Source organism: Planctomycetia bacterium, from assembly GCA_015200345.1.
Lineage (GTDB): Bacteria > Planctomycetota > Phycisphaerae > UBA1845 > UTPLA1 > PLA3.
Genome location: CP054187.1, coordinates 3,403,490 through 3,416,320 on the forward strand (window position 1 = coordinate 3,403,490; position 12,831 = coordinate 3,416,320).

At 63.3% G+C, this 12,831-nt stretch carries 9 protein-coding genes; 2 read left to right on the forward strand and 7 right to left on the reverse strand.

Annotation, left to right across the window (positions count from 1 at the left end; translation table 11 throughout):
• Positions 1–112: 112 nt before the first annotated feature.
• Positions 113–2,935, reverse strand: coding sequence for a sodium/proton-translocating pyrophosphatase (locus HRU71_13880; protein ID QOJ04513.1), 2,823 nt, complete (start codon positions 2,933–2,935; stop codon positions 113–115).
• A 690-nt stretch (positions 2,936–3,625) separates the two neighbouring features.
• Between HRU71_13880 and HRU71_13885 the strand changes: the two genes are divergently transcribed.
• Both HRU71_13885 and HRU71_13890 read left to right on the forward strand, forming a co-directional pair.
• Complete coding sequence (locus HRU71_13885; GenBank protein QOJ04514.1) at positions 3,626–4,777, forward strand: hypothetical protein; 1,152 nt, start codon at positions 3,626–3,628, stop codon at positions 4,775–4,777.
• A complete protein-coding gene (locus HRU71_13890) occupies positions 4,774–5,955 on the forward strand; it encodes a GNAT family N-acetyltransferase (protein ID QOJ04515.1) in 1,182 nt (393 codons plus the stop codon). Before HRU71_13885 ends, HRU71_13890 begins: the two co-directional genes overlap by 4 nt.
• Positions 5,956–5,973: 18 nt before the next feature.
• Here HRU71_13890 and HRU71_13895 read toward each other — a convergent pair whose 3' ends face one another.
• The 6 genes from HRU71_13895 to HRU71_13920 all read right to left on the reverse strand — a co-directional run bounded on the left by HRU71_13895 (position 5,974) and on the right by HRU71_13920 (position 12,788).
• Entirely contained in the window at positions 5,974–7,284 is a 1,311-nt protein-coding gene (locus HRU71_13895; protein ID QOJ04516.1) for an ABC transporter permease, read from the reverse strand.
• Between the two features lie 4 nt (positions 7,285–7,288).
• Positions 7,289–8,617 (reverse strand): ABC transporter permease, encoded by a 1,329-nt coding sequence (locus HRU71_13900; GenBank protein ID QOJ04517.1) that lies wholly within the window; start codon positions 8,615–8,617, stop codon positions 7,289–7,291.
• A gap of 2 nt (positions 8,618–8,619) precedes the next feature.
• Positions 8,620–9,345: an ABC transporter ATP-binding protein gene (locus HRU71_13905; GenBank protein QOJ05019.1), complete on the reverse strand. Its 726-nt coding sequence runs from the start codon at positions 9,343–9,345 to the stop codon at positions 8,620–8,622.
• 73 nt (positions 9,346–9,418) lie between these two features.
• Entirely contained in the window at positions 9,419–10,801 is a 1,383-nt protein-coding gene (locus tag HRU71_13910; GenBank protein QOJ04518.1) for an efflux RND transporter periplasmic adaptor subunit, read from the reverse strand.
• 19 nt (positions 10,802–10,820) lie between these two features.
• Positions 10,821–11,564 (reverse strand): YIP1 family protein, encoded by a 744-nt coding sequence (locus HRU71_13915; protein QOJ04519.1) that lies wholly within the window; start codon positions 11,562–11,564, stop codon positions 10,821–10,823.
• A gap of 147 nt (positions 11,565–11,711) precedes the next feature.
• Positions 11,712–12,788 carry an NAD-dependent epimerase/dehydratase family protein gene (locus HRU71_13920; GenBank protein QOJ04520.1) on the reverse strand — a complete coding sequence of 359 codons (1,077 nt, stop codon included), beginning with the start codon at positions 12,786–12,788 and terminating at the stop codon, positions 11,712–11,714.
• Positions 12,789–12,831: the final 43 nt, after the last annotated feature.

Consider the following 12,831-nt stretch of genomic DNA (forward strand, 5'->3'; position numbering starts at 1 on the left):
GCGCAGCTTCCAGCATCCTCGTATCAGCAAGAAAGCCCCAGGCACGTGCCCGGGGCTTTCGGGTTTGCGAAACCTTCACCGACCACGTGAGCCGACGAAACCCTCGCGCTCGTTACTGCCCGAGTTTGAGCAACTCGCCGATGCGCGGGCCGTACGCCACGACGAGACCGGCGAACACGACGCTGACCATGCTCATCAGCTTGATGAGAATGTTGAGCGAGGGGCCGGAGGTATCCTTGAACGGGTCGCCGACCGTGTCGCCGACGACGCCGGCCTTGTGATCCGGCGAGCCTTTGCCATAGACGATCTCATCGTCGGACTCGGCATTCTCCGCACGGGCAGCGATGGCATCCCGGACGGCATCCGGCACGCTTTCGCGCACCTTCGAGTCCTTTTTGAAGGCCCCGGCCGAAATTTTGCCGAATGTCTCGATGTACTTCTTGGCGTTGTCCCACGCGCCGCCGGAGTTGGCCATGAACACCGCCACGGCGAATCCGCTGACCAGACCGCCCGCAAGCAGACCCATGACACCGGCGACGCCGAACACAAGACCGACCAGCACCGGCGCGATGATCGCCAGAAGCGAGGGGAAGACCATTTCCTTCTGCGCGCCGGCCGTGCTGATGGCCACGCAGCTTGCGTAGTCGGGGATCTGGCCGCCCTGGAAGTGGACCGGCGTCCGCGGCCAGTTGTCCGGATTGCGGATGTAGGCGTCGTCGTGCCCCTGACCCTTCAAGTATGCACGCATCAGGGCGAACTGGCGGCGGCACTCCAGCATCATGCGATTGGCGGCACGACCGACGGCTTTCATCGTGAGCGCACAGAACAGGAACGTGAGCAGCACGCCGGCGAAGAGGCCGCACAGGACGCGCGGGTTCATGAGCGTAATGTTGTAGAAACTCATGAACTGGTCCATCGTGGCGCGGCGCACGGGAACCACCTTGAGATGGTGTGCGCCGAGGTTCAACATGCCTTCGTAGCCGTCCTCCCGCTTACCGGGCACGTAATCCGTGGCCGTGAAACGCTGGCCTTTCTTGAGGAGGCCCTTGGACTCCATCTGCTTGATTTCCTTGTACTCGGGGCACATCAGCGCGCCGTAATTGGCGAGCTTCTTCGAGTCGCCTTCCCACTTGAGGGCAAACTTGCCGTAGCCGATGTACACCGGTGCGACGGCGGCATTCTTGTCGGCGGTACCGTCCAAAATCGAGCGCTGAACATACGTCTCGGCCTCGTGCAGCATGCCGATGCGCACTTCGTCGATGTAGGCCGCGAGCAGGGCCAGCGCGGTCAGTGCGGCCGATCCGATGGCGAAGCCCTTGCCCGTGGCGGCGGTGGTGTTGCCGAGCGAATCGAGGGCGTCGGTCCGCTGGCGAACTTCGGGCTTTTGGTGCGTCATTTCAGCGTTGCCGCCGGCGTTGTCGGCGATGGGACCGTAGGCATCGGTCGCCAGCGTGATGCCGAGGGTGGCGAGCATGCCGACCGCGGCGATGCCGACGCCGTAGAGACCGAGCATGTATTCCGTCGCGCCGCCGGCCGAGACGAAGGCCACGAGAATCGCCACGATGACGGTAAAGAGACTGGCCCAGGTGCTCTTCATGCCCTCCGCGATGCCGCCGATGATGATGGTCGCCGGACCGGTGACGGCCTGGGCGGCGAGTTCCTGGGTCGGTTTGAAATCGTAGCTTGTATAGATTTCCGTCGCTTTGCCGATGATGACGCCGGCGATCAGACCCGATGCGATGCTGCCCCAGATGCCGAGCCAGGAGGGTTGGGCGCCGCCATCGGGCACTTTCGGGAAGCTGGGACCGAGCAGATAGTAACAGACGCCCAGGGCGGCAATGAGAATGAACGCGCTGCTGCCCCAGATGCCGCGATTGAGCGCGGCCATGAGCTGGCCGAGGTTTGCATTTTCGTGCGTCTTCACCATGTAGATGCCAACGATCGACAGGAGAATGCCCACGCCCGCGAGCACCATTGGCGTGGCCAGCAGGCGCATGCCGGCGTCAAAGCCGACGGCGGACGTGTCGTCGCCGAACATGGAGACCGCCGCGGCCACGCCGAGGGCGGCCGTCGCAAGGATCGAACCCGCGTAGGATTCGTACAGATCGGCGCCCATGCCGGCCACGTCGCCGACGTTGTCGCCGACGTTGTCGGCGATGGTGGCGGGATTGCGCGAGTCATCTTCAGGGATGCCGGCTTCGACTTTGCCGACGAGGTCCGCACCGACGTCCGCCGCCTTGGTGTAGATGCCGCCGCCGACGCGTGCAAACAGGGCCTGCGTGGAGGCGCCCATGCCGAAGGTCAGCATGACAACGGTGATGGTGGTGAGGCTCATGTCGCCGCCCCAGAGTCGCAGGGCGATGAACCAGCCGGTGACGTCGAGCAGGGCAAAGCCGACAACGACGAGGCCCATGACCGATCCGGCGCGGAAGGCGACGACGAGGCCCTGATTGAGGCTCTCGCGGGCGCCGGCGGCGGTTCGGTGCGAGGCGTTGGTGGCGGTCTTCATGCCGAAGAAGCCGCACAGACCGGAGAAGAATCCGCCGGTGAGAAAGGCGAACGGCACGATCTTGTGCTGCACGCCGAGGCCGAAAGCAAGATACGAGAGCACGGCACAGAGACCGATGAACACGAAAAAGACGACTTTATATTGTCGCCGGAGGTAGGCGTAAGCGCCGTCGCGAACGAAGCCGGCGATGAGCTTCATGTTCTCGTCGCCTTCGCTCTTGCCCATGATCTCGTTGTAGAACTTGTAGGCAAAGATCAGGCCGACCAGCGAACCGGCCAAGGCAATCCACCAGATCGTCGGGATGCCGTTCAGGCCGGTGGGCGCGGCGGTTCCAGGGGCGTCCTGGCCCATCGCCGCGCCGGTGAAGGTCAGAAAGGCAACCGCGCAGGTCGCCAGCAGGGTGAACAATCGTCGTTGCGTACTCAAGGTCGGTGACTCCTAATCGGGGTTTCGTATTACTTCTTATGTCGAGATTCGAGCGAAGCTCGATTCCTGGCAGCGTGTGAAACCATCGCTCCGGGCCGATGGCGGGGGCCGCGCCACGCGCCGGTTTGTGATAACTTTCACAATCCTTCGAAGCGCGATGCCCGCCCGGTGTCGGCTTTAAGTCCTAGTGTCAAACGGAGTAACAACCCGGCAGCCGCTCGATTCAATGACCGCTCACCGGATTCTTTTGACCGCGCCGTTTCAACTCGCGAACCACTCGTCCTCTTCGACCGCTCGCGGCCAACTCCGCGCCGGTCGCTGAATGATTCAAGGGCTGGAATGATAAGGGTTTGTGTGTGAAACATTCAAGCCCTGACGCGTTGTGCGCGCCTCCCGGTTGCTAAAGTAACACTGCTCATCAGGGCCTTCAGGCTCACGAGCGGCGTAACAATAGACATGACAAGCAGTTAAGTCATATCGTATGCCGAGTTGGCGAGATGTGACACCCATTTCGGTAGGCTAGCTAGAAAGCCGGATGATTCACCCCAGGTATGGGTTTGCTGCGAGTGGTTCGGCGCGGGCGGGGAATCCGGTCACAATGCTCGAACGGCAGGAGCGGTAATGAACCGCCAAGGAATCATCGTCAAACTGGCGGGAAACGGCGAGAGAGATTGAACCATGAAACCGAGTATGCGAGCGGCGCGAGTCGTGATTCTTGCGGTGGCGGGATGGGCGTATGCGGCGTCGGGGGCGCTGGCGATTCCGCCGTCGACGAAGACCATCACAATCGAGGGGCGCGCAGCGGGCACAAGCGCCAGCGCGATGGAGCAGGCGAAGCAGGATGCGCTGCGCCGCGCGGTGGAGCAGGCCTGCGGGACGTTTATCAACTCGCAGAGCCGGGCGCAGAATTATACTTCTGTCTATGATAAGGTGATGGCCTCGGCCGCGGGCTACGTGACGGAGTTTGACGTGCTGTCGCGCCGGGTGGAGGCGGGAACGAGCATCTGTGAGGTGCGCGCGGTCGTCTCGACGGAGAGTTTCGAGAGCGAGTGGACGCGGCTGGCGCACACGATCGAGGCCGAGGGCAACCCGCGGTGCATCGTTGTGTTCATTGAAGACAACGACGTGGACGACGATCGTCCGGCGAAGGCCAACGGGGTGTCGCAATCGGTGATCGAGAGCTTTTTCCTGAACAAGGGCGTTCAGTTGATGGATCGCGGGGCTGGGGAAGAGGCGCGCGGGCGGGACCTTACGCTGGCGGCGATGAACGACGACGTGGGGAAACTGGCGGCGATGGCAGCGAGCTTCAAGGCGGATGTCGCCGTGCGGGGCAACGCGGAGGCGCGGCGTGCCGGCACGACGCAACTGGGGGGGCGCACGCTGTACAAATGGACGGCGACGATCAACGTGCGTGCGTACCACGCCGACTCGGCGCAAATGCTGATGGCAAACAGCTACACGGCGTCGCACAGCACGGTGAACTCGAACGCGGGCGGCGATGAGGCCCTGCGCAAGTGCGCCGAGGAGCAGGCGGGGGCGATCCTGCGGGACGTGGGCGAGTCGTGGCGCAAGCGGCAGCAGGTGCGGCGCATCTGTCAGATCACGCTGGAGAATTGTACGCGCAAGGAGTTCAAGCTGTTTGAAGCGGCGCTGCGCGAGGTGGACGGTGTGCAGGACGTGAAGCTGCGCGAGCTGGTGAACAACGTTTGCCAGGTCGAGGTGGATTGGTCGTACGACCTCGAGCGGCTGGTGACGCGCATCGAGGAGTTGAAAGCCGGGGGGCTTGCCTTCGAAGCATCGGAACAGACTCACGACCGGGCGACGTTCAAGATTCGCAAATGAACCGGCGGCGTATCTTCGCACTGGTCTTGGCGGCGGGGCCGAGCCGACGCATGGGTCGGCCGAAGCTGCTTCTGGAATACGGCGGAGGGACGATCCTGGAGGCCGTGCTGGACGCGGTGTTTGATTCGCCGCTGGACGGCGCGGTGATCGTGACGACGCCGGAGATCGAGGCACTGCTGCGGGATGCCGTTCCGCCGGACGTGGCTGTGGCGTTGAATCACGATGCGGACAGCAACGTGATCACATCCGTGAAGCTGGGCCTGTCCAAAGTCAAGACGCGTTATCACCTGCAAGACGACGACGGCATCGTCGTGATGCTCGGCGACATGCCGGAGATCACGTCCGTGACGGTGTCGATGTGCGCCGAGATGTATCGAATGGCCAAGCAGCCGAGGATGCTCGTGGCGACGTATCACGGCGTGCGGAGCTACCCGGTCATCGTGCCGTTTTCGCGCATGCTGGAAGTGTTCTGCTGGGATCGGCCCCGCGTGCTGGAGGAACTGTGGGAGAGGCCGGGGGCCGACGTCCGCGAGCTGCCGATCGGGTTGTGCCCGAAGCCGATCGACGTGGACACGCCGGAGGATTACGAGCGGCTGCTGGCGATTCATCGTGCCTCCGTACCGCGTGATGCCTCGCCCCCCCGGCTGCGTTTGATTCGTGACGACGAAGAGAAGGGACGCGGGACGGACCCCGCCCTGTCGAGCGGCGGCAGTCGGGCGGATGAGCGCGACGCCGCGGCAGGATTGCCGCTGGACTGGCACATCTCGGTCGCGAAGCATGATGACGAGATCGCTGCATGCTGGCCGGTGATGGCGGAGCTTCGGCCGCATGTGAACGAGACCGAGTTCGTCGCGCGGGTGCATCGTCAGGCGGCAAGCGGTTATCGGCTGGCGCGGCTGGAGGCGGCGGGCCGCGTGGTGAGTGTGGCGGGCTATCGAATCGGTGAAAATCTGTCGTGGGGTCGGCATCTGTATGTGGATGATCTCGTGACGGCGGCGGCGGCGCGGTCGAAGGGCTATGGGGAGGCGCTGTTCAACTGGCTGGTGGAGGAAGCCCGGCGAAACGAGTGCGACGCGTTGCATCTGGACAGCGGCGTGCAGCGGTTCGCGGCGCACCGGTTTTATCTCGCGATGCGGATGGATATCACGTCACACCATTTCGCGATCAAGCTCAAGTAGCTGGCGCGGCCGGTCGCGTTATTCATGCCGCAGGGCATCGATGGGGTGGAGGATTGCGGCCTTGAAGGCGGGGATGATTCCGAAGACGACGCCGACCAAGGCGGAAAAGCCCAGGGCGAGGGCGACGGCCCACCAGGGGACGACGACCTCGACCATCAGCGGGTGGCGCGTCGCAATTAGACAAATGGAGTAACCCAGGGCGACGCCGATCGCGCCGCCGACGGTGGCGAGGACGACGGCCTCGGTGAGGAATTGCGCGAGGATGTCGCGCCGCCGCGCGCCGACGCTCTTGCGCAGGCCGATCTCGCGCGTGCGTTCGGTGACCGAGACCAGCATGACGTTCATGACGCCGATGCCGCCCACGATGAGTGAGATACCGACGATGCCCGCAAGGACGCTGGTGGCGATGAGCCGAACGCGTTCAAAGTCTCGCAGAAACTCATCCTGCCGGAAGATGAGAAAGTCATTGGGTTCGCCGGGGCCAAGCCCGTGCCGTTCTCGCAGCACGCGTGTGACCTGCAACGAACATTCCTCGACGTCTTTCTCGTCGGTGCATTCGAGGGTGAACGGCATGAAATACTTGGAGAGCGGCGAGAGCTTCAGGGCCGTGGTGAACGGGATGAGAATGAGGTCGTCCTGCTTGTCGCCGAACATGGAGCCTTTGAGTTCGAGCAGGCCGACGACACGGAAGCGCATGCTGTTGAGGAAGATGTGATCGCCGACGATGCGTTCGTCGCACTCCAGCCGCTTGAGCACGTCGCGTCCGAGGACGCAGACGTATTGCCCGTGATCGACCTCGAGCGGGCTGAAGAACCGCCCGGCGTCGGTGTAGAAACGGCGGATCGACTGAAACTCCTCCGTCGCGCCGCGCATTTTGACATCGGTTAGACGGCGGCGGCCGTACTCGACGGTCGCGGCGGAGAAGACGAGCGGCGAGATGCGGCGAACCTTATCGCAGCGCATGGCGACTTCGCGCACGTCGCCGACATCGAGCAGAACCCGGCCCATAAACATGCCGCGTTCGGCGTGGGGGTCGTAGGGAAAGACAAACATCATGTTGGTGCCGAAGTTGCGGAGCGTACTGGTCATGTAGTCGCCGAAGCCCTGCACCATGGAGACGACGGTGATGGTGCTGGTGACGGCGATGATGATGCCGAGCGTGGTAAGAAAAGCGCGGGCCTTGTTGGCCCAGATCTGGGCGAGAGCGGTGAGGAGGTTCTGCCAATGGCGTTCACCGGAAGCGCCGAGGCGATCCAGCAGACCGGCCTGATCTGCGGCGGACCGGCGGGTCGGTGCGAGGGTCGAAGGCCGGGCGTGGAGGGTCGTCATGCGCTTACTCGTGCCTCAACGCATCAATGGGGTGAAGGATGGCGGCTTTGAACGCGGGGATGATGCCGAAAAGAATCCCCGCGCCGGCGGAGAAGACCAGGGCCAGCGCGACGGACCAGAGCGGCACGGATAGATCGACCATGCTTGGGTGCATGCCGGCGATGAACGCGATGCCGTAGCCGATGGCGATGCCGACCGCGCCGCCGATGGTGCTAAGCACGACGGCCTCGATGAGGAATTGCAGGAGGATGTCGCGGCGGCGGCCGCCGACGCTCTTGCGCAGGCCGATCTCGCGCGTGCGCTCGGTGACGGAGACGAGCATGACGTTCATGATGCCGATTCCGCCGACGAGGAGTGAAATGCTGACGATGCCTGCGAGGACGGCGGAGGTGATGTTGCGGATCTTGGTGAACTCGCGCAGGGCCTGATCCTGGCGCTCGATCTCGAAATCGTCTGGCTGGCCGGGTCGCAGGCGGTGGCGCTGACGGAGAATGCGCTTGATCTGTGCCTCGACGGCGTCGATTTTGTCTTCGCCGCTGGCCTCGGCGAGAAAGCGAATGAGATCGCGCTGTTCGGGAAACATGTCGAGCATGGTTGAGTACGGGATCATGACGGTGAGATCCTGATCGTCGCCCATGAAGCTGCCCTTGGCTTCGAGGATGCCGACGACGCGGAAGCGGCGATCGGCGATTTTGATGCTGCCGCCTTCGATGCTCTCATCGAGGTCGAGTCGCTTGAGGACGTTTCGCCCGACGACGCATACGTCACTGGCGCGGTCGACGTCGATCGGCCCGAAGAAACGGCCGCGATCGACGTAGTAGTTTCGAATGACCTGGTAATCCTGTGTGACCCCGCGCAGTGGGATGCCGGTGACTTCGGCCTTGCCGCAGGAGACGCCGACTTCGCCGTAGAGGAATGGTGTGAGGCGTTTCAGGTCTTCGCAATTGACGCGAACAGCGTTGACGTCATCGAGTGTGAGGCGGACCTGGTTGGTTCCGGTGATTCGCTGTTCCCAACGCACGTCGGGACTGACGATCATGTATTGGGTGCCGTAGCCGCGCAACATGCTGGTCATGTAATCGCCGAATCCCTGGACGAAGGTGACCACCACGATGATGGCGGTGACGGCGATGATGATGCCGAGCGTGGTCAGGAGGCTGCGGCCTTTGTTCGCCCAGATTTGTGTGAGCGCGGTGAGGACGCCCTGCAAGGAGCGGTTCACGAACGCTCCTGCCAGCAGCGTGGCCCGGACGAGGCGTGACCGGTGCGGCGCTTCTGACGCGTCGCGCACGTGCGGGCCGGATGGCGGCGCATGCGGTGGATGGTGCGACATGGTCATGCCCTCGCCGCGGCGCCGGAATGGAAATGCGCGGAGCATGAGTCGATAACGCGGCCGGTCTGTTGATCGGAAGCAATCAAGCCATCGCGGAGCGTGATGATGCGTTTGCATCGCGCGGCGATGTCGGCTTCGTGGGTGACGATGATGATGGTCTGCCCGGCCAGGTAGAGTCGGTCAAAGATGGCCATGATTTCGTCGCCGGTGACGGTGTCGAGGTTTCCGGTGGGTTCGTCTGCGAGAATGATGTCGGGCTGCTGGGCAAGGGCGCGAGCGATGGCGACGCGTTGCTTCTGGCCGCCGGAGAGCTGATTGGGCCGATGCTTGGCGCGGTCTTCGAGGCCGACGAGCCGCAGGGCGTCCATGGCGCGTTGCCGCCGCCGGGGGACCATGGCGTACATGAGCGGGAGCTGCACGTTCTTCAGGGCGGTGGTGCGCGGCAGCAGCTCGAAATTCTGGAAGACGAAGCCGATCTGTCGACCGCGGATGCGCGCGAGGCCGGACTGGGAGAGGCGCGAGACGTCGCGGCCGTTGAGGAAGTAATTGCCGCGCGTGGGGATGTCGAGGCAGCCGAGGATATTCATCAGGGTGCTTTTGCCCGAGCCGCTTGGCCCCATGATGGCGACGTACTCATTTTCGCCGATGGTGAGCGTGACGCCGCGCAGGGCGTGGACCAGCTCGGTGCCGACGCGGTAGACCTTTTCAAGGTCGCGCAGCTCGATCAAGGCGCTGGGGTCGTTCAGTTGAAGTGATTCCATTCGCTGGGATCCCGGATGCATGCGCCGCGCCGCAAGGGCATCAACCCTGCCGGGCGGCGGCGGCCGACGCGCTTTGTTCGGAAGAGGTCTTGTCGTCCTTGTCTGCTACGTGTGTCTTGGTTTCCGGCAACGGTTCCGATTCGGCGAGCTTCTTTTTCTCCTCCTCCGGAAGCGAGACCTTGCGGCCTTCCTTGAGTTGGTCGAGGCTGCGATAGGGCCCGGTGATCACCACGTCAGTCGGTTTGATGCCGGCGACCAGTTCGACGCGTCGCGTGTCGGCGATGCCCGGCTCGACGAAGCGGACGCGGGCCAGTTCGCCGTCGAGAACGTATACCACTTTCAAGTACTGGGCGGCCCGCGCGCGGTCGGAGAGATCCGTCTTGGCCTGCTTGGCGTCGTACTCCTTCACGAGTTCGGGCGGAAGTTCCTTCCGCATGCGGTGGACGATGGCCTCGACAGGAATCGTGATCGCGTCGGCTTTGTGGTCAACTTCGATCTCGACGTTGGCCGTCATGCCGGGGCGGATGCGCTGGTCGTTCGAGAGAATCTCGCAAATCGTCTCGAAGGTGACCACGTCCCGGCCTTGCTGCTTGGTGCTCTTCGCGGCGACGCGCAGGACTCTGGCCGGCACGGGGTTCTCCTGATCGGCCTGAAGATAGACGCGGGCCTTTTGCCCCTCCTTGACAAGCGGCACGTCCACTTCGTCGACGCGCGCTCGGACCTGCATGCGCGACAGATCGCTGATGGTCATGATGACCGTGCCCGGGTTGTTCATCGTGCCGGTGACGACGACTTCGCCGATCTTCGCGTCCAGCCGCGAGACGACGCCATCGATCGGCGAGCGGATCACGGTGCGATCCAGATCGTCTTTCACGCGCTTCAGGGCGGCCTGGGCTTCGAGCATTTCCTGTTTGCGCATTTCGCAGAGCGCACGGGTCTTTTTCAGGATCGTGCTGTAGTCATGCCGCTCCTTGTCGCTGGTGGCCTCGGCCTCGGCCAGCCGCAATTGCCAGCGGTAGTCGCGCTCGGCTTTCTCCAGTTCGGCTTCGGAGTCGATCATCGCCGCCTGGAGCCGGGCGATGCGCGCTTCGCACGATTGCACCTCGGCCCGGAGCAGGTCTTCCTTCAGCCGGCAGAGCAGGTCGCCCTTCTTGACGACCGTTCCTTCTTCCACGGGCATCTCTTCGATCTTCGCGACGATCTCGGAGCTGACTTCCACTTCCAGCGTCGCTTCCACGTCGCCCGGTGCCTGCACGAGGCGCGTGATGTCCTGCTTGACCGGCCGCGTCGCGAACACGGTCAACGGAATCTCCTCGGCGACGTTGATCAGCGGTTTGTCATCGGCGCCGCGGCGGAAGCTGCCCAGTGCGAAGACGCCGCCGACCACGCCGACGATGACCAGAAGCGTTGCGTATTTCCTCATGGAATAACCTTTCTTCCGATCAGGCCGTCATCATCGCGCCGGCCGTCCGCAAGGCCGCGCCCAGCACGAACAAGGTGATGCAGGCCGCAAGGGCCGCTCGGCGCGAAAGCTGTTGCGTTGCGGTAACACCAATATAGACAACAATCCAATACCAGATGACCATTGGATCGATCCCGGCCAGGTACGGCGCCTTGCCCGCCGGGAGCAGCATGTCCAGCGAGGTGCCCACCTGGGTCGTGCGATAGGCCAGCATCATCAGCAGTTGCAGCACTTCCCCCGCGAGATCGATGAACCCGGCGAAGACGCAGATGTTCATCAGCGTGTGATACTCCGGTTTGCGACCCGTCAGGGCGACGGTGGCGAAGAGCATCGACGAGACGAACAGGATCGAAACGAGCAGCGAGACCGGGGTCGCGACGATGGCTTTCAATCGACCGACGAGCTTCATGAACTCGCCATTCTTGCGGACGCTGTCCATCTCATCGCGCAGGGCGACGCGGTCCACCAGATCGCGCTGCGCCGATTCCAGGACGGCCAGCTCGCGCTCGGTCTGCTGATCCACGACGCGATCGACCAGCCCGGTCTGCACGCGCAGGTAGCCGACGAGGGTCACGAAGATAAGCAGGACGGCAAGCGTCCATGCGTACGTCGCGGTGTCCTCGACCCGGCGGAAGAGCGCCGCGGGCGCAGCAAAAACCAGCGGGGCGTCGGCCAGCCCGGGTCGGCGGGATTCCTCATGACCTGTAACTTCAGCTAGTTCCAAGTTTTAGCGATGCTCCACCGGTCGGCCGAACGGGGCCGCCACTCAACACAACGGAATCCGGACACTCTTACTTCGCGGTCAAGCGTCATTTATTTGAAGCCGTCCCCCCGAAAGTTACCCCATAAGCTGTGCAGGCGATGCGTGGAATCAAAAGAACGCCTTGGCGAGCTTGAGGATTCCCTGTTTCCACGGGACGCGATGGCTGACGCCGCTGGCGCCCTGGAACTTGTGAAGGTTGGCGAGGTACCAGCGGTAGTTTCTCACGAGGGCGTCCTTGTTGGAGTACCTGGGCTTGAACCCCAGGACACGCTCGGCTTTTTCGATTGAGACAAAAGAATCTTTAGAGGCCGTCTCGTACACCCATTTGTACAGGGGCGACAACCGGAGCAATTCGAGCACGCGCAGCGTCCAGATCATCGGCGCGGCTGGGAAACCGCGAATCTTCTTGCCGAATCCGGCGGCGTCCAGCACGGCCTGATAATCCTCACCCATGGTCGTGAACTCTTTCGCGCCGATGTTGAACACGTCGTTCACGCGTTGTTTGTCGAGCGTGAGGCACAGATGAATCGCGTCGCACAAGTCCTCCACGTCGAGCAACTGGTAGCGGTTCTTGCCGTTTCCGATCATCGGGAAGCCGCGGCCGTCCTTGGCCCAGTCATAAAACAGGGCGAAGACGCCGAGCCGCTCGGGACCGATGAAGGACTTGGGGCGGATGATGGGGATACAAAGCCCCTTTGCGCGGAATTCGAGGCAGACCTGTTCGGCTTTGACTTTCGCCTCGCCGTAGGGGCCGACGCCGTATTGACGGTCGTCTTCGCGCAGCGGGTGGTGATCCGGGATGCCGTATACAGCGGTGGAAGAGATGTGCACGGCGCGATCGACGCCGGCGTCCAACGCGGCCTGCATGACGTTGCGCGTGCCGTCGATGTCGGTCGTGAAAATGTCCTGCCTGGAGTAGAGCGGCAGGGCGGCGGCGCAGTGGACGACGAGCGTGCAGCCCGCGATGGCCTCGCGCACGTCCGAAAGATTGCGAATATCGCCGCGGACCTCGCGGATGCGCGGCAGGGCGTCGGGATAGTCAAACGGGGCGAAGTCAAGCGACGTGATTTCGTAGCCGCGTTCGAGCAGGTAGCGGATCAGATTGATGCCGAGGAATCCCGCGCCGCCCGTGACGAGAACGCGGGTTTTGGGAGACGACGAATTTGCGGTTGCCGGGTCGGTCATGGCGTGGATGAGTTGTGCAAGGCTTTGGCGATGTACAAGGCGC